Below are 22,722 nucleotides of genomic sequence, written 5' to 3' on the forward strand. Positions count from 1 at the left end.
GAGGCAGCGGAACACCAAGAGACGAAGGAGAACGCGATGCCCGCTTCAGCAGACCGTGAGAAGGCACTCGAAACAGCCCTCACGCAGATCGACCGTCAGTTCGGAAAAGGCTCAGTCATGCGGCTGGGCAGCGACGAGCGCGCTCCCGTCGAGGTGATCCCGACAGGTTCGATCGCGCTCGACGTGGCACTCGGCATCGGGGGCATTCCCCGCGGCCGCGTCGTCGAGATCTACGGCCCGGAATCGTCGGGCAAGACGACGCTCACGCTGCACGCGATCGCCAACGCACAGAAGGCGGGCGGCATCGCCGCCTTCGTCGACGCGGAGCACGCACTCGATCCGGAGTACGCGCAGAAGCTCGGCGTCGACATCGACGCCCTGCTCGTGTCGCAGCCAGACACGGGTGAGCAGGCGCTCGAGATCGCCGACATGCTGATCCGCTCCGGCGCGATCGACCTCGTCGTCATCGACTCCGTCGCCGCGCTCGTGCCGCGTGCCGAGATCGAGGGCGAGATGGGCGACTCGCATGTGGGCCTTCAGGCCAGGCTGATGTCGCAGGCGCTGCGCAAGATCGCCGGTGGTCTGAACCAGTCCAAGACGACGGCGATCTTCATCAATCAGCTGCGTGAGAAGATCGGCGTGTTCTTCGGGTCACCCGAGACCACGTCCGGTGGAAAGGCGCTGAAGTTCTACGCGTCGGTCCGCCTCGACATCCGTCGTATCGAGACGCTGAAGGACGGCGCAGACGCTGTCGGCAACAGGACCCGCGTCAAGGTCGTGAAGAACAAGATGGCCCCGCCGTTCAAGCAGGCGGAGTTCGACATCCTGTACGGCACGGGCATCTCCCGCGAGGGCAGCCTCATCGACTTCGGCGTCGAGCATTCGATCGTCAAGAAGTCCGGCTCCTGGTACACCTACGACGGCGACCAGCTCGGCCAGGGCAAGGAGAATGCGCGCAACTTCCTGCTGAAGAATCCGGATGTCGCCGCCGAGATCGAGAACAAGATCAAGGTGAAGCTCGGCATCGGCGGTGCTGTGGCGGCCGAGACGCCGGAGCCGGTGCAGGAGGCCCCCGCCCGCAAATCGGCGTAGACGATTCGACGCGGCAGGGCGGCTGAGGGCCCGAGAAGCAGCAGCCGCCCCACCGCAATCGTGACGAGGTGAGAGCATGACGGCGAACGAGTCCGATGACGATGTCGCACCGGTGATTCCACTCTTCGGCGGCCGACACGCGCCCAACGGTGCGAGCACGGAACCGGGGGAGACCGCGCGAGAGGGTGGGAGCCCGCGCACGTTCCCCGTGCGGCGATTTCCTGCAGCAGGTGCAGAGGGCACGTCCGACCAGGTGCGCACGGAAGCGCCGGATGATGCCGACGCGATCGGCGGGCGCGGTGAGCGCCGAGACGAGAACGAGCGCGACGCTCCCGCAGGGCCCGAGGGCGAAGCGTGGCACACGACGTGGCGCGACCTGAGGCCGACCGACAGGGGCGTTCGCCCCGCGCCGAGAGTGGAGACCGCGGAACGCGACGGCGTGCGCTTCGTCGCGCTCTCAGACGTCGAAGACGATTCGGCAGGCGAGGTCGACGAGGCCGCAGCGAAGGCAGAGCGCAAGCTGCTGCGCTCGCTCGGGGCGCGCGGGCTGTCGGTCTCGGAGGCGCGCGGCAAGCTTCGACAGCAGGAGGTGCACGCCGACGCGGTCGAAGACATCATCGATCGGCTCGAGCGGTCGGGCGCTCTCGATGACGAGCGTCTCGCCGAGCAGATCGTGTTCCAGGCGACCACGCATCGCAACGAGGGGCGGCGCGCCATCTCGCAGTCGCTGCAGAAGCGCGGCGTCGCTCGCGACGTCGTCGACCGTGTGATCGCGGAGCTTCCGGATGACGATTACGAGCGTGCGCTCGAGTTCGCCCGCACGAAGGCGCGGCAGCTTGCGCGCTACGACGACGACGTGGCGCTGCGCAGGCTCGTCGGGCAGCTCTCCCGGCGCGGATACGGCGGGTTCGCCATGTCCGTGGCCAGGCGCGCGCTCGATGAGCAGAACGCACCGCCCAGCCGCGTGCGCTTCGAGTAGCCCCGCGTCGGCCAGCGCGGCACGGCGATCGATCCGGCAGATCCCGCATCAGGGTCGCCGCGTACAATGGAGCGGTCATGACTATGCCATCCAGCGCTCCGACCCTGATCGAGCCGTCGCTCGCCGCCGTGACGCCCGACGGCCGCGCACGTTCCTATGAGGTGCGCACCTTCGGCTGCCAGATGAACGTGCACGACTCCGAGCGCCTCTCCGGTTCGCTCGAGAGCGCGGGGTACGTGAAAGCGCCCGCCGGCGAGGACGCCGATGTGGTGATCATCAACACCTGTGCGGTCCGCGACAACGCGGCGGGAAAGCTGTACGGCACGCTCGGCTATCTGAAGTCGCGCAAGGAGAAGCACGAGGGCATGCAGATCGCCGTCGGCGGCTGCCTCGCGCAGATGGACAAGGACGCGGTGCAGGAGAAGGCGCCGTGGGTCGACGTCGTGTTCGGCACACACAACATGGGCTCGCTCCCTCAGCTGCTCGAGCGGTCGCGCCACAACGAGGAAGCCGAGCTCGAGATCCTCGAATCGCTCGAGGTCTTCCCCTCCACGCTGCCGACGAAGCGAGACAACATCTACAGCGGCTGGGTCTCGATCTCGGTCGGCTGCAACAACACCTGCACGTTCTGCATCGTGCCGAGCCTGCGCGGCAAGGAGAAGGATCGCCGACCGGGCGACATCCTGAACGAGATCCGGCTTCTTGTCGATGACGGCGCGATCGAGGTGACGCTGCTGGGCCAGAACGTCAACTCGTACGGCGTGGAGTTCGGCGACAGGCACGCCTTCGGCAAGCTGCTGCGCGCAGCCGGCGACGTCGAGGGGCTCGAGCGCGTCCGCTTCACCAGCCCGCACCCTGCGGCCTTCACCGACGATGTCATCGACGCGATGGCCGAGACCGAGAACGTGATGCCGCAGCTGCACATGCCGCTGCAGTCGGGCAGCGACCGCATCCTGCGCGCCATGCGACGCTCGTACCGCAGCCGGAAGTTCCTCGGAATCCTCGAGAGGGTTCGCGAGCGCATGCCCGACGCGGCGATCACGACCGACATCATCGTCGGTTTCCCCGGCGAGACGGAAGAGGACTTCCAGGAGACGCTCCGCGTCGTCGAAGAGGCACGCTTCTCCAGCGCCTTCACGTTCCAGTACTCGATCCGCGAGGGCACGCCGGCGGCCACGATGGCCGACCAGGTGCCGAAGGACGTCGTGCAGGAGCGCTACAACCGCCTCATGGAGCTGCAGCAGCGCATCACGCTCGAGGAGAACCAGAAGCAGCTCGGGCGCACGCTCGAGGTGCTCGTCTCGAAGGGCGAAGGCAAGAAGGACGCGGCAACGCTCCGCCTCACCGGCCGAGCCGAAGACAACCGGCTCGTGCATTTCGAGGTGCCTGAGGGATCGGACGCACCGCGCCCCGGCGACGTCGTCACCGTCACTGTCACGCATGCTGCCCCGTCGCATCTGCTCGCCGACGCTCCGGCCGGTGCCGAGCTGCGGATTCGTCGCACACGCGCCGGCGACGCGTGGGAGAACGCGGATGCTGCCAGCTGCGGCGTCCCGAGCAGCGACACGACGCAGCAGGCAGGCCCGGTCAGGCTCGGACTTCCCGCGCTGCGCGTCGGCGTCTGAGCGGATGACGCAGGCCGCCTCACAGCGACCGCGGCTGATCGCCGTCGTCGGCGCCACAGGGACGGGCAAGAGCGACTTCTCGCTCGACCTCGCCGAGGCGCTCGGAGGTGAGGGCGCCGAGATCGTGAACGCCGATGCCATGCAGCTGTACCGCGGCATGGACATCGGCACGGCCAAGGTCGCCGTCGACGAGCGTCGCGGCATCGCCCACCACCTGTTCGACGTGCTCGATGTCACCCAGGAAGCGGCCGTCGCCCGCTACCAGGAGGCGGCGCGCGAGGCCGTTCGCGACATCTTCGCGCGGGGAAGGCATGCGATCCTCGTCGGAGGCTCCGGTCTGTACGTCTCCAGCGTCGTGTACGACTTCCGCTTCCCTCCGCGTGACCACGCGCTGCGCGCGCGCCTGGAGGCACAGCTCGAGGCGGAGGGGGCGAGCGCCCTGTTCGCGCGGCTCCGCGAACGCGACCCCGAGACGGCGGAGCGGATCGACCCCCGCAACGGCCGCCGCGTCGTGCGCGCTCTCGAGGTGCTGGAGCAGGGTGAGAACGGGCATCGGGCCTCCCTTCCGGAACGACCGGTGCTGTGGCGGGAAGGCACGGCGATCATCGGCCTGCGCGCGGAGCGCGCCGCACTCGTGGAACGCCTCGATCGACGGGTCGAACGGATGTGGCAGGACGGCATGCTGCTCGAGACCGCTCGCCTGCGCGAGGTGGGGCTGGAGCGCGGCGCGACCGCCAGCCGCGCGATCGGATACGCACAGGCGCTGGCGCAGCTGAACGGCGAGATCGCCGAGCAGGAAGCGATCGAGCGCACCCAGGCGCTCACCCGGCGCTACGCCCGCCGGCAGGTGAGCTGGTTCAACCGCTACGCGGAGACTCGCTGGCTCGACACCCCCCTCGCCCCCACCACCGCAGCCGACATCGCCGCTTCCCTACGCGACTAGGTCGTGTCTGATAATTCGTCGGCTACTGCGCTGGGTGCTGTGCACCGGCTCGCGTCGTTCTCGTCGGTCGACGATGGCTCCGCATCGCCTCCCTCCTCGGCCTAGCGATCCGGCACACATCACCCATGCTCGCAACGCCGCGAATTATCAGACACTCCCTAGCCCCGCTGCCGAGATGCGCACTTTCCGTCCAGATGCGCCGATCTATACGCGCCTTCGTCGAAAAAGTGCGTATCTCGCGGGCCGTGCGGCTGTCCTTCGCGGCGGTCCGGATGGGCAGCAGCGGCGCATCCGGCGGTGGCTTCGAAACGTAGACTGGGAGTATGACGGACATCGCGTTCACCAAGGGGCATGGCACCGGCAACGACTTCGTCGTGATCTCCGACCCTTCAGCGGAGCTCGACCTCTCGGATGAGCAGGTCGCCGCGCTGTGCGACCGGCACGTCGGAATCGGGGCGGACGGCCTGCTGCGCGCGGTCAAGTCGGCGAGCATCCCGGATGGCGCCTCGGCGCTCGCCGAGAACGCGGATGCCGAATGGTTCATGGACTACCGGAACGCCGACGGCTCCGTCGCCGAGATGTGTGGCAACGGCGTGCGCGTATTCGCCAGGTACCTGATCGACTCCGGCCTCGCGGAGGTGGCATCGGATGGCTCCCTCCCCATCGGCACCCGAGCCGGCGTGCGCGAGGTGACCCGCAGCGACGACGGCTTCCTGGTCGACATGGGCGGCTGGCGCGCTTCGACGACCGAGCCGACGGTGCGCGGTCGCGGCGTCAGCGTCGCCCGACCCGGTCTCGGCATCGACGTCGGCAATCCTCACATCGTCGTTGCGCTCGCCTCGACCGAAGAGCTGGACACGCTCGACCTCGCTGTGCAGCCGATCGTCGAACCACTTCCCGAGCACGGTGCGAACATCGAGTTCGTGGTGCCGGAGGATCCGCTCGTGGTCGACGGCGTGGGCCAGGTGCGGATGCGTGTGTTCGAGCGCGGGGTGGGGGAGACGCTCAGCTGCGGCACCGGCGTCGTCGCCACGGCGCTCGCGGTGCGCGAATGGGCGGGAGCCGGCGCTCCGGACCACTGGCACGTCGATGTCCCAGGCGGCACGCTCTCGGTGAAGATGACTGCGCACCCCGACGGGGAGCGCGTCTCGCTCTCCGGGCCCGCAACGCTCGTATACACCGGCACAGTCACACTGGCCGACTGAGCGACCGCGGCGACGGGACCGCCTGCTCGTTCGAACGGCGACATCCGGCACTGTATGCCTCAGACGGAATACGATCCTCCGGCGTCAGCCGATGGTGAGAGGTTCGGTCCTCGGCGTCCCGTGGTGGCGCACCTTGATCACGCGGAAGCCCTTCGCGGTCGCGTGCCTGCGCACACTGAAGTCGCGTGCCAGGGAGGCATCGAGCCACCGCTGCAGTGAATCGCTGCCGAGATCGCGCTTGACCACGAGGTAGGCGTCGCTGCGCTCGTCGAGCCGCGGGATCCACTCCTCCATCAGATCGTGCAGCACGGCCTTCCCGACCCGGATGGGAGGGTTCGACCGGATGGTGCGGAACCGCACGTCGGCGGGAACATCTTCCGGCCTGACCGCGTTGACATTGTCGAGACCGAGCTCGGCCGCATTGCTGCGCACGAGGTCGAGCGCCCGCTCGTTCACGTCGACCGCCCACACCCGCGCATGCGGTGAGGCACCGGCGAGGTCGAGCGTGATCGGCCCCCAGCCGCATCCGAGGTCGAGGAAGTCGCCACCCGAGGGCGGCGCCGGCGTGTGCGTCAGCAGGACCCGCGTACCGACATCGAGTCGATCGGGGCTGAAGACGCCGGCGTTCGTCGTCACCTCCACCTCACGGCCTGCGACCGGGATGCGGATGCGTCGAGGCTTGTCGACGCTGGAGGGAGCTTCGCTGAAATAGTGGTCTCCCATAGCCCGCAACGTTACCCTTAAAGGCTCCCGTTTCCCATCGAAGGATTACATGACTGATACGACGTCCCCCCTCCCGACGTCCGACGACGCACCGCACACGGCGGCCGACGACGCGGTCGATCGCGTCCTGGCCCGCGCGGGCTCCCGCAGCGGTGTGCGGATCTTCGGGGCGGCACAGGCGCTGCAGGAGACGTCGACGGCCGCAGGAAGCGCCGACGGCGACCAGTGGGACGTCGAGGACCGGCACGCGCTGCGTCGGGTGCCGAGCCTGTCGACGGAGCTCGAGGACGTCACGGAGGTCGAGTACCGCGAGACGAGGCTGGAGAACGTCGTGCTCGTCGGTGTGTACACGCAGGGATCTCTCGCCGACGCGGAGAACTCGCTGCACGAGCTCGCCGCGCTCGCGGAGACCGCCGGTGCCGTCGTCCTCGACGGCGTGCTGCAGGGCCGTCCCCATCCGGATCCGGCGACCTACCTGGGCAAGGGCAAGGCGGAGCAGCTGCGCGATCTGGTCGCATCGGTCGGCGCCGACACGGTGGTCGCCGACACGGAGCTGGCTCCGTCGCAGCGCCGCGCGCTCGAGGACGTCGTCAAGGTGAAGGTCGTCGACCGCACGGCCGTGATCCTCGACATCTTCGCCCAGCACGCGAAGACGCGCGAGGGCAAGGCCCAGGTGGAGCTGGCGCAGCTCGAGTACCTGCTGCCGCGTCTGCGCGGCTGGGGTGACTCGATGAGCCGGCAGGCCGGTGGCCAGGTCGGCGCAGCGGGAGCCGGCATGGGCTCGCGCGGGCCAGGCGAGACGAAGATGGAGCTCGACCGTCGCCGTATCCGCACCCGGATGGCGATCCTGCGCAAGCAGATCGCGCAGTTCGCCCCGGCCCGCGACGCGAAGCGGTCAGAGCGCAAACGCCACACCATCCCGTCCGTCGCGATCGCCGGGTACACCAACGCGGGCAAGTCGAGCCTACTCAACCGGCTCACGGCCGCCGGAGTGCTCGTCGAGAACGCGCTGTTCGCCACCCTCGACTCGACCGTGCGGCGCTCCCAGACATCGGACGGTCGGGTGTTCACCTTCGCCGACACCGTCGGCTTCGTGCGCAATCTGCCGCACCAGCTCGTCGAGGCGTTCCGCTCCACCCTCGAGGAGGTCGCGGAGGCCGACGTCGTGCTGCACGTGGTCGACGCCAACCATCCGGATCCGGCGAGCCAGATCAAGACGGTGCGCGACGTGATGGGCGATGTCGGCGCGCGCGACCTGCCGGAGGTCGTGGTGTTCAACAAGGCCGACCTGATCGACGAGAGCGCGCGCCTGGTGCTGCACGGACTCGAGCCGCGCGCCGTGTTCGTGTCATCGCACACGGGCGAGGGCATCGACGAGCTGCGTCGCATCGTCGAGGAGACGCTTCCGCTGCCGGCGGTCGAGGTGCGAGTGGTGGTGCCGTACGACCGCGGTGACCTCGTGTCGGCGGTGCACGAAACCGGTCAGCTGCTCGAACGGCGCCACGAGACGGACGGCACCTTCGTGCACGCCCGTGTCAGCCCCCGACTCGCCGCCGACCTCGAGGCGTTCCGCACCGAGTGAGCAGCTCCGGCCCCGCGGTGGTCAGGCGAGGTCGACGGGGCTGACGCCTGGAGTTTCGAACCCGAGCACCTGACCGAGGAAGGCCAGCTCGGACGCGAAGCACTTCACGATGGTGTCGGACTGCCGGAACCCGTGCCCTTCTCCTTCGAACAGCAGATAGGCGTGCGGCACCCCGTTGTCCGCGAGCGCGTCGCGCAGCGCCTCCGACTGCGACGGCGGCACGACCGGGTCGTCGCTGCCCTGCAGGATGAGAAGCGGCGTGGTGAGGCTCTCCGGGCGCGACAGGGGCGAGCGCTCGATGTAGTCGGCCTCCGCCTCCGGCCACGGGCCGACGAGGCCATCGAGGTAGCGGGCCTCGAAGTCGTGCGTCTCGGCCAGCAGCATGCGCAGGTCGGCGACGCCGTAGCGGCAGATGCCTGCGGCGAACACGTCGGTGTCGGCGAGAGCGCACAGCACGGTCCAGCCGCCGGCCGACCCGCCCTTGATCGCGATGCGAGCGGGGTCGGCGAGCCCCGCATCGACGAGTCCGCGCGCAGCGGCGGCCACATCCTGCACGTCGGAGAGGCCCCACCCGCCGGACAGCCGCTCGCGGTAGGCGCGCCCGTAGCCGGATGAGCCGCCGTAGTTCACATCCAGCACGCCGATCCCGCGGCTGGTGAAGAACGCGGCGTTCTGCGACAGGTCGCCGGTGACGTGACCGGTCGGGCCGCCGTGCACGAGCACGACGACGGGCGGCAGCTCTCCGTCGAGACCGACGGCGCTGGGGCTCGATGGCGGGTAGAAGAACGCGTGCACCGGGCCGAGGGGGCCGGCGAAGGTCATCGGGGAGGCAGGAGGGCGCGGCCCCGACGCCGGGTCGACCTCGCCGCCGCGCAGCGGCGCGAGGGACCGGGCCGACACGTCGAGCTCCCAGAGTCCGCCTGGCACGGACGCTCCCGCGCCGGTGAGCAGCACCCGCCTGCCGCGCACGTCGTGCACCTGCACGTCGCCGGTCAGCGGCGTCTCCAGCTCCGTGACGTTGCCGGAGACGGGTTCGATGAGCATCAGTCGGGAACGGCCGTCCGTGACGACCGCCACGACGTTGCCGTCGTCGAGCGCCGCGTACCAACGTGATCCGAGGCTCCACAGCGGGCCTCCCGTGTCACCGTCGACGACGTAGACCGGCGCGGCCGGAGCGTGCGTGAGATCGTCGTCGAATCGGATGACGAACAGGTTCCATCGTGCGCCGCGCGCGGGATCGGAGCGGGACGCGCTCGGGGGGTCCTGGGTGAACAGCAGCTCGTCGTCGCCCGTCCACTCCGGCTGCAGGGCCGCGACGTCCGCGCCGCCCGTCGCGCCGTGCCCGCCTGCGGCGACGACCCAGTCCGACACCGTGCCGTCCTCGTCGAGTGTGCCGACCCGCAGCTCCGCGGCGTCCCACGGCATGTCGGGGTGGTCCCACGCGATCCACGCGAGCCTGCCAGCGCGCGGGGCGGGGTAGGCGACGAAGTCGCTTCCTGCGACGACGACTGTGACGGCATCGGGATCGGCTGCGCCGGAGCCGTCATCCGGGATCCGGACGATCTCCCGTCGCGGCGTCGACAGCGCGGCGTCGTGTGTCTCGCGCACCGCCCACAGTGCGCCGTCCGCCCACACGAGATCGCCGTGAGCCAGCCTGGCGTCGTCCGCGGTCAGCGGGGACGGCTCGGTACCGGCACGGGCGATGTAGACGCGCTGGTCCGCCTGGTTCACGAAGGCGAATCGCTCGTCGTCGAGAGCAGCCCACGCGCCCCCGCCGTATTCGTGCACGCGAGATCGCGCGCTCCACGGGGCGGGCAGCACAGGGTCAGAACCGCCGGAGCGGAGGATCGCCGTGCGCCCCCGCTCCGCCGGCACGGACTCGGCCCACCAGGCCTCGCCTGAGACGTACTGGGCACGACCGAGTCTGAGGGATCCGGACGGCATGTCCTCTGGACGAATCGGCGACGGCCATGTGCCGTACGCGAGCTGGTCGATAGGGGCCATGTCACCACGCTATTGCACGCCGGAGCAATCGCGCACGACGTCGAAGGCGACGTCACGCCGCGACCCATGCCGACACATACCGATGCGTCGCTCGAGCCGTCGCCGGCATCGTGGGGTGCACGAGGCGTCGGCGAAACGGAGGGAGCCGGATCCGCCAGACGAGCTCGTGCCGGATCTCGTCAGCAGCTGACGCGGTCGCGCCCGTTCGACGTCGTCACAGCAGCAGGGGGGCGGTGCCGGATGACTCCGGCACCGCCCCCCTGCTCACGCGCTCAGACCGCGCGCAGCACCGCGACGATCTTGCCGAGCACCGTCGACTCGTCGCCGAGGATCGGCTCGAAGTTCGTATTGCGGGGGAGCAGCCAGGTGTGCCCGTCGCGCTGACGGAACACCTTCACGGTCGCCTCACCGTCGAGCATCGCCGCGACGATGTCGCCGTTCTCCGCAGTGCTCTGCGTGCGCACGACGACCCAGTCGCCATCGCAGATGGCCGCGTCGATCATCGATTCGCCGTTGACCTTGAGCATGAACAGCTCCCCCTTGCCCACCAGCTGCCTGGGGAGTGGGAAGACTTCTTCGACCTGCTGCTCGGCCGTGATCGGGACACCTGCGGCGATCTGGCCGACGAGCGGGATCATCGCCGCGTCTCCGACAGGAGGGGCGACGTCGGCCGGGTTCTCGCCCGACACACCGGGTAGGTCGATGAGCACCTCCATCGCGCGCGTCTTGCCTGGGTCGCGTCGCAGATAGCCGCTCAGCTCGAGCTGGCCGAGCTGATGGGTGACGCTGGAGAGCGACTTGAGGCCGACGGCGTCGCCGATCTCGCGCATCGAGGGCGGATAGCCGTGCTTCTGGATCGACCGCTGGATGACCTCGAGGATCGCCATCTGCTTGTCGCTGAGGCTGCGACGCCGCCGCGTGCGCGGGGTCGAAGGTGCGGTGCCGCTGTGCGCTGCGTCGTCGCTCATGAGTGCTCCAGGTTCGATTCGACATCTCGAATGTCGGAGGTCCGTGGTGAGGTTGCCTCCGACACCACGACCGTACCCCAGTCGCCGGGAGTTTCGAGAGCTTTGTTCGAGCGTGTCCGGAGAAATCTCGAAGCCCGTTTCGAAGAAAGGCTTGACCCAGCGATGTATTCGAAGATAGATTCGGTACGTAGCTTCGCACTCGGCTCTCCCGGCCGAGCAGCCGAGTGCGAAGCGCGTTCCATCCGAGGAGGAGACATGACCACCGTTGCACTCGCCGTACCGCACACGCGCCTTCGGCTGACGGTTCGCGGACGCCGCGTGCTCGCAGCCTTTGCTGCGCTCCCCGTCGTCGCCGGTCTCGCCGTCGCCGCCGTGATGGGCTCCGGTGCCGCTCTCGGCTCTATCGATGGCGGCGCGCCTGCTGGATCGTTCGAGACCGTCACCGTTCTGTCTGGCGACTCGCTCTGGAGCATCGCGCAGCTCGTGGCGCCAGGCCACGATCCCCGCGACGTCGTCGACGACATCGCCCACCTCAATCAGCTTCAGGGCGGCGCGCTGATGGCGGGCCAGGAGCTCGCGATTCCCACGGAGTACGCGCAGGACTGATCCTGAGCGGCGCTCCGGCGGCGGCCGCGCCGCGTACGATTGACCGGTGGCACTCTCCTTCGAAGACCTCCCGATCCGCGACGACCTGCGCGGCCAGTCGCCGTACGGCGCACCGCAGATGCCGGTGCCGGTTGCGCTCAACGTCAATGAGAACACCCATCGGGTCCCCGACGAGGTGGTCGCAGACGTGACATCGTCGGTCGCGGCGGCACTCAGCGAGGTCAACCGCTATCCCGACCGCGAGTTCACCCGACTGCGCGAGGGCTTCGCGCGCTACCTCGGCCACGACCTCGACGCGTCGAACATCTGGGCGGCCAACGGGTCGAACGAGGTGCTGCAGCACATCCTCCAGGCCTTCGCCGGCCCCGGCCGGTCTGCCTTCGGCTTCGCGCCGACCTACTCGATGTACTCACTGCTCGCGCGCGGCGTCGGCTCGGAGTGGGCAGCAGGAACACGGGGACCCGATTTCGAACTCGAGCCGGCCGATGCCGCAGCGCAGGTGCGGGAGGCGAGGCCGGACGTCGTGTTCCTGTGCGCGCCGAACAACCCGACGGGGACGCCGCTTCCGCTCTCGGTGATCGAGGCCGTCTACGACGCGGCGGACGGCATCGTGATCGTCGACGAGGCCTATGCCGAGTTCTCGCGCGGCAGTGAGTCCGCGCTCACGCTGCTGGAAGGGCGCGAGCGCCTCGTCGTGTCGCGCACGATGAGCAAGGCCTTCGCCTTCGCCGGCGCACGCGTCGGATATCTCGCGGCTCACCCCGCATTCGTCGATGCGCTGCGGCTGGTTCGGCTGCCGTACCATCTCAGCGCGATCACACAGGCGGCGGCCGAGGCCGCGTTGCGGCACGCGGGCACGATGCTCAGAACAGTCGACGACATCGTCGCCCAGCGCGACCGCATGTCGGCCGGCCTCGACGCGTTGGGCTATCGGGCGTACCCGTCTGGGGCCAACTTCGTGCTGTTCTCCGGTGTGGCCGACCCGCAGGCGACGTTCGCGCAGCTGCGCGACCGCGGCATCCTCATCCGGGATCTGGGCATACCCGGTCACATGCGCGTGACCGCGGGCACGGAGACAGAGACGACGGCCTTCATCGACGCGATGGCCGAGCTGACGCCCGCCCGCTGACGACCGGTGAGACGCTGCGGTGGGCTGCGCACTCGGCGTGCCTCCTGCGATCGCTGCGGCACCGGGATTCGCTGCGCACCCTAAACTGGTGCCATGACCAGCGACCGCATCGCACGCCGCACCCGTTCCACGAGCGAATCGTCGATCGAGCTCGAGCTCGACCTCGACGGGACGGGGAACAGCGACATCTCGACGAGTGTGCCGTTCTTCGACCACATGCTCACCGCGTTCGCGAAGCACTCGCTGACCGACCTCACCGTGAAGGCGACGGGCGACACTCATATCGATGTGCACCACACCGTGGAGGACACCGCGATCGTGCTCGGCGAAGCGATCCGTGAGGCGCTGGGTGACAAGTCGGGCATCTCGCGCTACGGCGACGCCCTGGTGCCGCTCGACGAAGCGCTCGCGCAGGCGGTCGTCGACATCTCAGGCCGGCCGTACCTCGTGCACACCGGTGAGCCGGCGGGATTCGAGATGCACCTGATCGGCGGTCACTTCACCGGCTCGATGGTGCGCCACGCATTCGAGGCACTGACCTTCCACGCTGGCCTCACTGTGCACGTGCGGGTGCTCGGCGGTCGTGACCCGCACCATATCGCCGAAGCGGAGTTCAAGGCGCTCGCCCGCGCGTTCCGCCAGGCGAAGTCACTCGACCCGCTCGTGCAGGGGATTCCCTCGACCAAGGGAGCCCTGTGACCGTCAGGGCGCCGCTCGTCGCCGTTCTCGATTACGGCTCAGGCAACGTCCACTCCGCCGTCAAAGCGCTGCAGGCGGCGGGAGCGGAGGTGAGGCTCACGCGCGATCGCGGCCTGGTCGCCGACGCGGACGGCCTGGTCGTTCCGGGGGTCGGCGCGTTCGGCGCGGTGATGGAGCAGCTGAACGCGATCCGCGGCGGCGAGCTCGTCGAGCGTCGGCTCGCGGGCGGGCGGCCCGTACTCGGCATCTGCGTCGGTATGCAGGTCCTGTTCTCCCGAGGCGTCGAGCGCGGAGTCTCCACCGACGGGCTGGGGGAGTGGCCGGGCGAGGTCACGAGGCTCGAGGCCGACGTCGTTCCGCACATGGGCTGGAACACCGTCGTGCCAGGCGAAGGATCCGTGCTGTTCGACGGCCTCGAGAACGAGCGGTTCTACTTCGTGCACTCGTATGCGGCGCAGAGCTGGACGCTGGATGTCATCCCGCCGTTCCCCGAGCCCGCCGTGACCTGGGCACAGCACGGCGGACGCTTCATCGCCGCCGTCGAGAACGGGCCGCTGTCGGCGACCCAGTTCCATCCTGAGAAGTCGGGCGAGGCAGGTGTGCGGCTGCTGCGCAACTGGGTGACGTCACTGCGCGACTGATCGGCGCAGCAGTCGCGCTGCGGCGGTCGCAGGGCGCGGGGGCAGTCAGTCCACGGGCATCGTCCGGTGCGCGCGACACGCCGGAGCGGCATCCGGACCGCTCGGATTGGCAAGTTGGGTGCCAGCACGCGTACTCTCAGTGCTCGTGCGACACGGTGGGAGAGCCCTGCCGGCACGAGGAGCTATGAACGATTTCGCGTCTACGCCAGGACTGACCCTGCTTCCCGCCATCGATGTCGCCGACGGCAAGGCCGTGCGCATGACGCAGGGGGAGGCGGGCACCGAGACCAGCTACGGCAGCCCCATCGAGGCCGCCGAGAACTGGGTCGACCAGGGAGCGGAGTGGATCCACCTCGTCGACCTCGACGCGGCCTTCGGCCGCGGCAACAACGCCGGCATCATCCGCAAGGTGATCAAGCAGGTCCGCGGCGTCAAGATCGAGCTGTCGGGCGGGATCCGCGACGACGCGTCGCTCGAGGCCGCGCTCGAGAGCGGTGCCCACCGGATCAATCTCGGAACGGCAGCGCTCGAGAACCCGGAATGGACCGGATCGATCATCAGCCGCTACGGCGAGGCGATCGCCGTCGGTCTCGATGTGCGCGGCACCACGCTCGCCGCTCGCGGCTGGACGCAGGAGGGCGGCGACCTCTGGGAGGTGCTCGACAGGCTCGAGGCCGCCGGATGCGCGCGCTATGTCCTCACCGACGTCACCAAGGACGGCACGCTGCGCGGGCCGAACCTCGAGCTGCTCACCCAGGTCGCCCGACGCACCGACAAGCCCGTGATCGCCTCCGGAGGCGTGTCGAACCTCGACGATATCGCGGCACTGCGCGATCTGGTTCCCGAGGGCGTCGAGGGTGCGATCGTCGGCAAGGCCCTGTACGCGGGAGCATTCACGCTCGTCGAGGCGCTCGACATCGCCTCGAACTGACACCATGAGCCACGGGCACGAGGAGCACACGGCAGATTCCGCCGGCGTGCCGTGGGAAGGCCGCACCTTCCGGCCGAATCCTGCCGCGGGAGACGACGGTTCGGCAGATCCTCGTCTGCTCGCCGCACTCGAAGGCTTCCGCGAGGGCTCCGGCGATCAGGTCTCGGTCGTCGACGCGCTGCGCGAGGCGCGTGTGCTGGCACCCCTCGTCGCCGAAGCGGGGGACGAGGGCATCGGCCCGCACGGTCACACCGTCGACAAGACCCAGGAGCTGTCGATCGTGTCGGTCGCCGCACCGGATGGACGCACGGTGCTCCCGGTGTTCTCCAGCGTCGACACCATGCGCGCGTGGGACCCGAAGGCCCGTCCGATCCCCGTTCCCGGCACCCGTGCTGCGCTGGCGGCCGCCGGTGAGGAAACGGATCTGGTCGTCGTCGACGCAGGCAGTCGCACCGAGTTCGTCGTGCGCCGACCGGCGGTATGGGCCATCGCGCAGTCGCAGCCGTGGGAACCGGGATGGCGCAGCCCCGAGGTCGTGCGCGGATTCCAGGAGTCGATCGGTCAGGAGCTCGCGGTCATCGACGTGTCGGTCGAGCCCGGTGACCCCGAAGCACGCATGCGCGGCCCGGAGGTCACGGTGCACCTGCGCCTCATCGACGGCCTCGACCGCGCGGAGCTCGACACGGTCCTGCAGCGACTTTCGCGCCGTTGGGCCGCCGACGACCGCATCGCGGTGCTCGTCGACTCCCTCCAGGTCAAACTCCACCGCTGACCGCGCCCTGTCGCTGACCGCGCCCTGTCGCTGACCGCGCCCTGTCGCTGACCGCGCCCCGTCGCTCAGGTGCGGGAAACGCCCGCAAGCCAGCCGGATAGCGGCAGTTCGCCGCACCTGAGCAACGGTGGTCAGGACACCGGGCCCGTCCACTTCTCGCCGGGGCCAGAGCCGGGGGCGTCTGGCACCTGAGAGATCTCGCGGAAGCGCAGCTGCAGGGAGCGCAGGCCGTCGCGGATGGGGCGGGCGTGCATATCGCTGATCTCGGGCGCCGCCGCCGTGACGAGCCCTGCGAGACCGTTGAGCAGCTTGCGGGCTTCGTCGAGATCGACGAGCTCTTCGGCGTTCTCGCCCTCCGACAGCCCGAGCTTCACCGCTGCGGCGCTCATCAGGTGCACGCACGCGGTCGAGAGCACCTCGACGGCTCCGACATCCGCGATGTCGCGCACCGCGTCGACCGAGGCGGACGCCGCCTGCTGCTCGTCCCAGCGCTCCTGCCGCTCGGCATCGAAGGCGCGGCGGTGGTCATCGGCTGCCGGATCGGGCGAAATGGTGCTCATTGAGGTCTCTCTGCTAGAGTGGTCCGCGGCTCCGGAATTATCCGGACGAAAGAGGATTCTCATCCCACCCGCGCTTGCCGTTCCAGGCTACCGGGTCACACACTCCACCGGCGTTCTGCGCCGGTTGTCATTCGCCTCGCGGATGTACGGGTGAGCCGACGTGAGTCGTGCACGGGTGGAATGCATCATCTTCTTCGCCTGTGACGCGCCCGTCGCGCCACGGTGGTCGAAGCCATCGCACCCAAGGAGTTCCGCATCAGCGATCCCCGCACCAACGAGCGCATCCGCGTTCCGGAGGTCCGACTCGTCGGGCCGAACGGCGAACAGATCGGCGTTGTCCGCATCGAGGCTGCGCTGCGTCTGGCCCAGGAAGCCGATCTCGACCTGGTCGAGGTCGCTCCTAACTCGAAGCCGCCCGTGGTCAAGATCATGGACCACGGAAAGTTCAAGTACGAGGCCGCTCAGAAGGCCAAGGAAGCGCGCCGCAATCAGGCGAACACGATCCTCAAAGAGGTTCGTTTCCGCCTGAAGATCGATGCGCACGACTACGAGACCAAGCTCAAGCGTGCGGAGAAGTTCCTGCAGGCGGGAGACAAGGTCAAGGCGATGATCCTTTTCCGCGGGCGCGAGCAGTCCCGTCCGGAGATGGGTGCGAAGCTCCTGCAGAAGTTCGCCGAGGACGTGTCGGAGTTCGGCTCGATCGAACACCGCCCGACACTCGACGGGCGCAACATGACGATGGTCGTCGCGCCGCACCGCAACAAATCCGACGCGAAGGCCGAACAGAACGCCACCCGCGCCAAGAACAAGCAGGCCGCGCGCGACGCGAAGTCGACCGATCAGGCGAACTGACACCGCACAGAACTTCCCGCGCAAGCGGGTAGCACCGGACGTCGCCCCCACGGGCGCAGACCAAGGAAGAGAAGATGCCGAAGCAGAAGACCCACTCGGGCAGCAAGAAGCGCTTCAAGATCACCGGCAGCGGAAAGATCAAGAAGCAGCAGGCGGGCATGCGCCACAACCTCGAGCACAAGTCGAGTCGAGTGACGCGCCGCCTGAACAGGGACCAGATCGTTTCGGGCAACGATCTCAAGGCAGTCAAGAAGCTCCTCGGTCGTTGAGACGCGAGATCTCGTTAGGAAGATAGACAATGGCTAGAGTCAAGCGGGCAGTCAACGCCCACAAGAAGCGTCGCGTCATCCTCGAGCGTGCCTCGGGTTACCGCGGTCAGCGTTCGCGCCTTTACCGCAAGGCCAAGGAGCAGGTCACACACTCGCTGGTCTACGCGTACCGCGACCGCCGCAAGCGCAAGGGCGAATTCCGTCGCCTCTGGATCCAGCGGATCAACGCGGCCAGCCGCGCGCAGGGCCTCACCTACAACCGCCTCATCCAGGGTCTGAACCTGGCAGGGGTCGAGGTCGACCGCCGCATGCTCGCAGAGCTTGCTGTGAACGAGCCTGCTGCTTTCACCTCGCTGGTCGAGACCGCGAAGAAGGCGCTGCCTGAAGACGTCAACGCGCCCAAGGCTGCGTAACGACTTCTCCGAACGAGGGGCGCTCCGGATGGAGTGCCCCTCGTTTCGTGCATTCGGCATCCGGATGGTGGGGACAGCACGAACGGGAGGGTGCGGATAACCAGCCGATGCTCCTCGTATTCCGCGATCTCCCGCGCGTGTGATTGCCGTCGGGGCGCCGAACGTGTGTACTGAGCCCATGGACCACGATCTGCCGGCACGGCCTGACGGACTGCCGACGGTGACCGTGGTGGTCCCCGCGCACGACGAGGAATCGATCATCGCCAGGTGCCTGAGAGCACTGGCCGCACAGACTGCGCAGGCCGACGAGATCATCGTTGTCGACAACGCCAGCTCCGACCGCACAGCGGTGGTGGCCGCGTCCTTCGATCGCGTTCGCGTCGTCGCGGAGCCGCGCCCCGGCGTCACCTTCGCGCGCACGGCAGGATTCGACGCCGCGCGCGGCGATGTCATCGCGCGCATCGACGCTGACTCGCTCGTACGCCGCGACTGGGTCGCGCGCGTGCGAGAGGTGTTCTCGGAATCGGGGGTCGACGCGATCGGCGGCTCGGCGGCGATCGCCGAGCTGTCGCCGGGCGAGGCGAGCTGGTTCGGCTGGTGGTACCGCGGATTCCGCGCATGGCACCAGCGCAGCATCGGCGTGCGTCCTATGCTCTACGGCTTCAACAGCGCGATCCGCCGCGACGCATGGCACCGCGCCAGGCCGCTGTGCGCGATGGGGGACGAGCACGTGAGCGAGGACCTCGACGTCACGATCGCGCTGCTGCGCTCCGGTCACCGGCTCGCTTTCGACCGCAGACTCGTGGTGCGGGCCAGGCTGTTCCGATCGATCGATCGCGACAAGCTCGCCCGCTACTACCGCACGGACGGGCTCACGCTGGCCCGCCACCGCTACGGCCGCCGGACACGGTGGGTCAGGGACGACGCCGTCCCGCCGGCAGCCGCGGCTCGCCGGGCCCGTGGCGGTGTCAGCGGATGACCGCATCCGAACACAGGCGGCGCCCGTCGCTGCGCTTCTGGGTCAGTCTCGTCACCGCGATTCTGGTCGGCATCATCGTCTGGCAGGCATGGCCGACCATGCTCGAAGCGGCGGGGAGCCTCTCCGACGTCGACATCGCGGTGTTCGCCCTGCTGATTCCCGTGCAGCTGGCCAGCTTCGCGGCGACGGGTGAAGTGCTGTTCTCCTTCCTGCGAGGCAGGGGAGAGCTGCACGGCATGCATCCGCTGACGGCGATGCGGATGTCGCTCGAGTTCAACTTCGCCAACCACATGCTCCCCTCGGGTGGGGCGGCGGGGATCGCCTACACGTCGTGGAAGCTGAACACGCTCGGCGTCTCGGCGAGCCGCGGCACGCTCGCCCAGTTCGCCCGCTTCGCCGTCACGTTCGTCTCGTTCAGCATCATGCTCGCCGTCTCCGGCGTGTGGCTGATCCTGTCAGGACACGGAACATCGACCGTGCTGTGGGCGGCCGCGGGCATCGGAGCACTCGCCGTCGTCTGCACAGCCTCCGGCGCGTGGCTGCTGCGCCGCCGCCGTCTGCTGCACAGGTTCGCGGGCGTCGTCACGCGCGTCGCCAGGTGGGGCGCGAGGCTCATCCGACGCCCGAACCTGGTCGATCCGGTGCCGCTCGTCCGCTTCGTCGACGGCGTGCACATCGAGGTGCGCGAGGTGACGGCGAACGCTCGCACGCTCGCGGTGCCCTTCCTCTGGTCCTTCCTGGTCAACGCCCTCGACGCGGGTCTGTTCTGGGTGGCGCTCGTCGCGTTCGGCATCAGGCCCGACCCTGCGCTCGTCTTCGTCGCGTACGGTGTGGCGACGGTCGCGAGCATGATCATCGTCACGCCCAACGGTGTGGGTGCCTACGAGGTGGTCATGGTCGGCACGTTCGTTGCGGGAGGGCTGCCAGCCGACACCACGATCGCAGCGATCGTGCTCGCCCGCGCGGTGCTGCTGCTCGGCACGATCGTCTTCGGCTGGGGCTTCTACCAGCACAGCGTCGCCACAGCGCACGCGCCCCGCATCCGACGGGAGCGAAAATGAACCGTCTCGGTCCGCCGCCGCGGGGCTCCCTTAGACTGACCCGGTGCTGACAAACCCCCGTTCGCCGCGTGTGCGCGCGGTCGCCAAGCTCGCCAAGCGCAGCGCGAGGCGCGAGACCGGCCTCTACCTGCTCGAAGGTCCGCAGGCGGTGAGGGAGGCTCTGGACTCGGCACCGGACGTGGTCACCGAGGTGTACGCGACGGAAGGTGCGCTCGAGCGCAATCGCGACATCGTCACCGCTCTGACCGACGCGGGGCTCCGCGCGGACATCGCCGAGGAGCGCGTCGTCGCGGCGATGGCGGACACCGTAACGCCGCAGGGGATCATCGCCGTGGCGCGGCAGCGGCCAGCATCGCTGGACGAGGTGCTCTCCGGCGGGCCGACGCTCCTGGCCATCTGCCACGAGATCCGCGATCCTGGCAATCTCGGCACGATCATCCGAGTGGCCGACGCGTCGGGTGCGGATGCCGTGATCCTCACGGGCGACACCGTCGACCCGTACAACCCGAAGGCGGTGCGTTCGACGACCGGATCGCTGTTCCACATTCCGATCGTGACGGCTGCGGCGCTCTCCGAGGCCGCAGTGGCGACGCAGCAGGCGGGCCTGCGGGTGCTGGCGGCGGATGTGAGCGGGGAGGATCTGATGGCGGTGCGCGCCGAACTGGCGGCACCGACGGCCTGGCTGTTCGGCAACGAAGCACGTGGACTCGACAGCGAGGCGCTGGCGCTCGCGGATCGCGCGCTGCGACTGCCGATCTACGGGCGCGCCGAATCGCTCAACCTCGCGACCGCCGCCAGCGTCTGCCTGTACGAATCCGCGTTCGCCCAGCGAACATGAGGGCGGCGTGACCATGCATCCCTAGGCGTCCCTGCGCAACTTGCTCACCTGTTACGAACTGATTACGCACAACGCATGGTCTGGCGCCGCGGTGGGCAAGCGGCTTAGTGTGTGTTCATGGCAGAGCCGCTCGTCGTCATGGACAACGTACAGAAGCACTACGGAGACTTCCACGCGCTGAAGCACATCGACCTGACGGTCGACCAGGGTGAGGTGGTCGTCGTGATCGGACCGTCCGGGTCCGGCAAGTCGACGCTGTGCCGCACGATCAACCGTCTCGAGACCATCACGAGCGGGTCGATCACGATCGACGGCAATGAGCTTCCCAAAGAGGGGAAGGCCCTCGCGAAGCTGCGCGCAGACGTGGGCATGGTGTTCCAGTCGTTCAACCTGTTCTCCCACCTGACGATCCTGCAGAACGTCACGCTCGGGCCGATCTCGGTGAAGGGCATGAAGCAGGCGGACGCCGATCGCGAGGCGCGCCAACTGCTCGATCGGGTCGGCGTGTCCGAGCAGGCCGATAAGCTTCCCGCTCAGCTCTCCGGCGGTCAGCAGCAGCGCGTCGCGATCGCTCGTGCCCTGGCGATGCGCCCGAAGGTGATGCTCTTCGACGAGCCCACCAGCGCGCTCGACCCCGAGATGATCAACGAGGTGCTCGATGTCATGGTCGGGCTCGCCAAGGAGGGGATGACGATGGTCGTCGTCACCCACGAGATGGGCTTCGCACGCAAGGCCGCCGACCGTGTCGTGTTCATGGCGGACGGCGAGATCGTCGAGCAGGAGACCCCAGAGGAGTTCTTCACCAACCCCAGCTCCGACAGGGCCAAGGACTTCCTGTCGAAGCTGCTCACCAACTGACCGGCCAACGGGTGCCGCGCACAGCAGCCGGGCACCATCACACACCAGGAGGAATCATGCGAAAGATCCGCAATCTCGCCGTCATCGGCATCGCCGCGACGGCGCTGCTCGCGCTCAGCGCGTGCAACAGTGGCAGTCCGAGCGGCACCGGCGGTGAAGACGTCCCTGACGCGGACGTCGACGACGAGGTCTCGCTCGAGGGGAGCGCCACCTACGACGCGATGGTCGAACGGGGCGGCCCGGTCATCGGCGTGAAGGAGGATCAGCCCAACCTCGGCTTCCTCGACGCCACGACGAACGAGCGCAGCGGCTTCGACATCGAGATCGCTCGCTGGATCGCCGGCTCGCTCGGCTTCGATGAGGGCGACATCGAGTACAAGCCGATCGCCTCGGCCAACCGCGAGCAGGCGCTCGTGAACGGAGACGTCGACTACTACGTCGGCACGTACTCGATCACCGACCAGCGCAAGGAGCAGATCGACTTCGCCGGGCCGTACTTCGTCACCGGCCAGGGCTTCCTGGTCAGCGCCGACAGCGACATGACCGAGGTCTCCGGTGTCGAGGACTTCAACGGCATGACCGTGTGCTCGGCGACCGGCTCCACGCCGATCCAGAACATCAAGGAGAACTTCCCCGAGATCGACACGGAGGAGTACGACCTGTACTCCGCCTGCGTCGACGACCTGCTCAACGACAAGGTCGACGCGGTCACCACCGACGCGGCGATCCTGATCGGCTACGCCGCGCAGTACCCGGATGAGGTGAAGGTGCTCGACGGGCTGTTCACCGAGGAGCGCTACGGCGTCGGCATCCCGAAGGGCGACGCGGCACTGCAGGAGCACATCAACACGCTGTTCACGGACGGCGGCGACACCTGGCAGGAGATCTTCGACGCCACGCTCGGTCAGTCGGGCATCGAGGTCGAGCAGCCGGCCGTCGATCCGGTCGAGTAGTCCGCAACGGCGAGGGGTCCGCTCGGGCCCCTCGCCGACA

24 protein-coding genes are annotated in these 22,722 nt (G+C 68.7%); 20 read left to right on the plus strand and 4 right to left on the minus strand.

Features of this window, described 5'->3' with window-relative positions:
* The first annotated feature begins 36 nt into the window (after window positions 1-36).
* The 5 genes from recA (at window position 37) to dapF (ending at window position 5,844) form a co-directional block, all read left to right on the plus strand.
* Window positions 37-1,092, plus strand: a complete 1,056-nt coding sequence (gene recA / locus CIK77_RS13230; protein ID WP_087056553.1) for a recombinase RecA — start codon at window positions 37-39, stop codon at window positions 1,090-1,092.
* A gap of 76 nt (window positions 1,093-1,168) precedes the next feature.
* Window positions 1,169-2,071 carry a regulatory protein RecX gene (locus CIK77_RS13235; RefSeq protein WP_087056554.1) on the plus strand — a complete coding sequence of 301 codons (903 nt, stop codon included), beginning with the start codon at window positions 1,169-1,171 and terminating at the stop codon, window positions 2,069-2,071.
* Window positions 2,072-2,148: 77 nt separating this feature from the next.
* Window positions 2,149-3,696: a tRNA (N6-isopentenyl adenosine(37)-C2)-methylthiotransferase MiaB gene (gene miaB, locus CIK77_RS13240; RefSeq protein ID WP_087056555.1), complete on the plus strand. Its 1,548-nt coding sequence runs from the start codon at window positions 2,149-2,151 to the stop codon at window positions 3,694-3,696.
* A gap of 4 nt (window positions 3,697-3,700) precedes the next feature.
* Complete coding sequence (gene miaA, locus CIK77_RS13245) at window positions 3,701-4,639, plus strand: tRNA (adenosine(37)-N6)-dimethylallyltransferase MiaA (RefSeq protein ID WP_087056556.1); 939 nt, start codon at window positions 3,701-3,703, stop codon at window positions 4,637-4,639.
* Between the two features lie 323 nt (window positions 4,640-4,962).
* A complete protein-coding gene (gene dapF / locus CIK77_RS13250) occupies window positions 4,963-5,844 on the plus strand; it encodes a diaminopimelate epimerase (protein WP_087056557.1) in 882 nt (293 codons plus the stop codon).
* Between the two features lie 84 nt (window positions 5,845-5,928).
* On the opposite strand, the gene CIK77_RS13255 is transcribed toward dapF, so the two are convergent.
* Window positions 5,929-6,567 carry a class I SAM-dependent methyltransferase gene (locus tag CIK77_RS13255; protein WP_087056558.1) on the minus strand — a complete coding sequence of 213 codons (639 nt, stop codon included), beginning with the start codon at window positions 6,565-6,567 and terminating at the stop codon, window positions 5,929-5,931.
* A 49-nt stretch (window positions 6,568-6,616) separates the two neighbouring features.
* Here CIK77_RS13255 and hflX point away from each other — a divergent pair, with 49 nt between their 5' ends.
* Window positions 6,617-8,149 carry a GTPase HflX gene (hflX, locus tag CIK77_RS13260; protein WP_087056559.1) on the plus strand — a complete coding sequence of 511 codons (1,533 nt, stop codon included), beginning with the start codon at window positions 6,617-6,619 and terminating at the stop codon, window positions 8,147-8,149.
* Between the two features lie 21 nt (window positions 8,150-8,170).
* Here the strand turns inward: hflX and CIK77_RS13265 are convergent, their stop codons facing one another.
* Both CIK77_RS13265 and lexA read right to left on the minus strand, forming a co-directional pair.
* Complete coding sequence (locus CIK77_RS13265) at window positions 8,171-10,153, minus strand: S9 family peptidase (RefSeq protein WP_087056560.1); 1,983 nt, start codon at window positions 10,151-10,153, stop codon at window positions 8,171-8,173.
* A gap of 272 nt (window positions 10,154-10,425) precedes the next feature.
* On the minus strand, window positions 10,426-11,121 hold the full coding sequence (lexA, locus tag CIK77_RS13270) for a transcriptional repressor LexA (protein WP_087056561.1): 696 nt from the start codon (window positions 11,119-11,121) through the stop codon (window positions 10,426-10,428).
* A 255-nt stretch (window positions 11,122-11,376) separates the two neighbouring features.
* Here lexA and CIK77_RS13275 point away from each other — a divergent pair, with 255 nt between their 5' ends.
* The 6 genes from CIK77_RS13275 to CIK77_RS13300 all read left to right on the plus strand — a co-directional run bounded on the left by CIK77_RS13275 (window position 11,377) and on the right by CIK77_RS13300 (window position 15,899).
* A complete protein-coding gene (locus CIK77_RS13275; RefSeq protein WP_087056562.1) occupies window positions 11,377-11,727 on the plus strand; it encodes a LysM peptidoglycan-binding domain-containing protein in 351 nt (116 codons plus the stop codon).
* A gap of 46 nt (window positions 11,728-11,773) precedes the next feature.
* Window positions 11,774-12,856 carry a histidinol-phosphate transaminase gene (locus tag CIK77_RS13280; RefSeq protein ID WP_087056563.1) on the plus strand — a complete coding sequence of 361 codons (1,083 nt, stop codon included), beginning with the start codon at window positions 11,774-11,776 and terminating at the stop codon, window positions 12,854-12,856.
* 93 nt (window positions 12,857-12,949) lie between these two features.
* Complete coding sequence (gene hisB / locus CIK77_RS13285; protein ID WP_087056564.1) at window positions 12,950-13,555, plus strand: imidazoleglycerol-phosphate dehydratase HisB; 606 nt, start codon at window positions 12,950-12,952, stop codon at window positions 13,553-13,555.
* On the plus strand, window positions 13,552-14,196 hold the full coding sequence (gene hisH / locus CIK77_RS13290) for an imidazole glycerol phosphate synthase subunit HisH (protein ID WP_087056565.1): 645 nt from the start codon (window positions 13,552-13,554) through the stop codon (window positions 14,194-14,196). The genes hisB and hisH overlap by 4 nt, the downstream gene beginning before the upstream one ends.
* 184 nt (window positions 14,197-14,380) lie before the next feature.
* Window positions 14,381-15,127, plus strand: coding sequence for a bifunctional 1-(5-phosphoribosyl)-5-((5-phosphoribosylamino)methylideneamino)imidazole-4-carboxamide isomerase/phosphoribosylanthranilate isomerase PriA (gene priA, locus CIK77_RS13295; protein WP_087056566.1), 747 nt, complete (start codon window positions 14,381-14,383; stop codon window positions 15,125-15,127).
* A 4-nt stretch (window positions 15,128-15,131) separates the two neighbouring features.
* Complete coding sequence (locus tag CIK77_RS13300) at window positions 15,132-15,899, plus strand: SseB family protein (protein WP_087056567.1); 768 nt, start codon at window positions 15,132-15,134, stop codon at window positions 15,897-15,899.
* 131 nt (window positions 15,900-16,030) lie between these two features.
* On the opposite strand, the gene CIK77_RS13305 is transcribed toward CIK77_RS13300, so the two are convergent.
* Window positions 16,031-16,459, minus strand: a complete 429-nt coding sequence (locus tag CIK77_RS13305; RefSeq protein ID WP_087056568.1) for a DUF1844 domain-containing protein — start codon at window positions 16,457-16,459, stop codon at window positions 16,031-16,033.
* Window positions 16,460-16,681: 222 nt separating this feature from the next.
* Between CIK77_RS13305 and infC the strand changes: the two genes are divergently transcribed.
* From infC to CIK77_RS13345, 8 genes are all read left to right on the plus strand, one after another.
* Window positions 16,682-17,311: a translation initiation factor IF-3 gene (gene infC, locus CIK77_RS13310; protein WP_087056569.1), complete on the plus strand. Its 630-nt coding sequence runs from the start codon at window positions 16,682-16,684 to the stop codon at window positions 17,309-17,311.
* Between the two features lie 74 nt (window positions 17,312-17,385).
* On the plus strand, window positions 17,386-17,580 hold the full coding sequence (gene rpmI, locus CIK77_RS13315; protein ID WP_087056570.1) for a 50S ribosomal protein L35: 195 nt from the start codon (window positions 17,386-17,388) through the stop codon (window positions 17,578-17,580).
* 29 nt (window positions 17,581-17,609) lie between these two features.
* Entirely contained in the window at window positions 17,610-17,993 is a 384-nt protein-coding gene (gene rplT / locus CIK77_RS13320; protein WP_087056571.1) for a 50S ribosomal protein L20, read from the plus strand.
* 178 nt (window positions 17,994-18,171) lie between these two features.
* On the plus strand, window positions 18,172-18,972 hold the full coding sequence (locus CIK77_RS13325; RefSeq protein WP_087056572.1) for a glycosyltransferase: 801 nt from the start codon (window positions 18,172-18,174) through the stop codon (window positions 18,970-18,972).
* Window positions 18,969-20,033 (plus strand): lysylphosphatidylglycerol synthase transmembrane domain-containing protein, encoded by a 1,065-nt coding sequence (locus CIK77_RS13330; protein WP_087056573.1) that lies wholly within the window; start codon window positions 18,969-18,971, stop codon window positions 20,031-20,033. Before CIK77_RS13325 ends, CIK77_RS13330 begins: the two co-directional genes overlap by 4 nt.
* 43 nt (window positions 20,034-20,076) lie before the next feature.
* Entirely contained in the window at window positions 20,077-20,871 is a 795-nt protein-coding gene (locus CIK77_RS13335; protein ID WP_087056574.1) for a TrmH family RNA methyltransferase, read from the plus strand.
* Window positions 20,872-20,988: 117 nt separating this feature from the next.
* A complete protein-coding gene (locus tag CIK77_RS13340) occupies window positions 20,989-21,729 on the plus strand; it encodes an amino acid ABC transporter ATP-binding protein (protein WP_087056634.1) in 741 nt (246 codons plus the stop codon).
* Between the two features lie 56 nt (window positions 21,730-21,785).
* Window positions 21,786-22,682 (plus strand): glutamate ABC transporter substrate-binding protein, encoded by an 897-nt coding sequence (locus CIK77_RS13345; protein WP_087056575.1) that lies wholly within the window; start codon window positions 21,786-21,788, stop codon window positions 22,680-22,682.
* Window positions 22,683-22,722: the final 40 nt, after the last annotated feature.

Source organism: Microbacterium sp. JB110 (assembly GCF_003335195.1).
Taxonomy (GTDB): Bacteria; Actinomycetota; Actinomycetes; order Actinomycetales; family Microbacteriaceae; genus Microbacterium.

Coding starts and splice junctions, on each gene's coding strand:
- recA (WP_087056553.1), top strand. CDS start 37: ATGCCCGCTTCAGCAGACCGTGAGAAGGCACTCGAAACAGCCCTCACG.
- CIK77_RS13235 (WP_087056554.1), top strand. CDS start 1,169: ATGACGGCGAACGAGTCCGATGACGATGTCGCACCGGTGATTCCACTC.
- miaB (WP_087056555.1), top strand. CDS start 2,149: ATGACTATGCCATCCAGCGCTCCGACCCTGATCGAGCCGTCGCTCGCC.
- miaA (WP_087056556.1), top strand. CDS start 3,701: ATGACGCAGGCCGCCTCACAGCGACCGCGGCTGATCGCCGTCGTCGGC.
- dapF (WP_087056557.1), top strand. CDS start 4,963: ATGACGGACATCGCGTTCACCAAGGGGCATGGCACCGGCAACGACTTC.
- CIK77_RS13255 (WP_087056558.1), bottom strand. CDS start 6,567: ATGGGAGACCACTATTTCAGCGAAGCTCCCTCCAGCGTCGACAAGCCT.
- hflX (WP_087056559.1), top strand. CDS start 6,617: ATGACTGATACGACGTCCCCCCTCCCGACGTCCGACGACGCACCGCAC.
- CIK77_RS13265 (WP_087056560.1), bottom strand. CDS start 10,153: ATGGCCCCTATCGACCAGCTCGCGTACGGCACATGGCCGTCGCCGATT.
- lexA (WP_087056561.1), bottom strand. CDS start 11,121: ATGAGCGACGACGCAGCGCACAGCGGCACCGCACCTTCGACCCCGCGC.
- CIK77_RS13275 (WP_087056562.1), top strand. CDS start 11,377: ATGACCACCGTTGCACTCGCCGTACCGCACACGCGCCTTCGGCTGACG.
- hisB (WP_087056564.1), top strand. CDS start 12,950: ATGACCAGCGACCGCATCGCACGCCGCACCCGTTCCACGAGCGAATCG.
- priA (WP_087056566.1), top strand. CDS start 14,381: ATGAACGATTTCGCGTCTACGCCAGGACTGACCCTGCTTCCCGCCATC.
- CIK77_RS13300 (WP_087056567.1), top strand. CDS start 15,132: ATGAGCCACGGGCACGAGGAGCACACGGCAGATTCCGCCGGCGTGCCG.
- CIK77_RS13305 (WP_087056568.1), bottom strand. CDS start 16,459: ATGAGCACCATTTCGCCCGATCCGGCAGCCGATGACCACCGCCGCGCC.
- rpmI (WP_087056570.1), top strand. CDS start 17,386: ATGCCGAAGCAGAAGACCCACTCGGGCAGCAAGAAGCGCTTCAAGATC.
- rplT (WP_087056571.1), top strand. CDS start 17,610: ATGGCTAGAGTCAAGCGGGCAGTCAACGCCCACAAGAAGCGTCGCGTC.
- CIK77_RS13325 (WP_087056572.1), top strand. CDS start 18,172: ATGGACCACGATCTGCCGGCACGGCCTGACGGACTGCCGACGGTGACC.
- CIK77_RS13330 (WP_087056573.1), top strand. CDS start 18,969: ATGACCGCATCCGAACACAGGCGGCGCCCGTCGCTGCGCTTCTGGGTC.
- CIK77_RS13340 (WP_087056634.1), top strand. CDS start 20,989: ATGGCAGAGCCGCTCGTCGTCATGGACAACGTACAGAAGCACTACGGA.
- CIK77_RS13345 (WP_087056575.1), top strand. CDS start 21,786: ATGCGAAAGATCCGCAATCTCGCCGTCATCGGCATCGCCGCGACGGCG.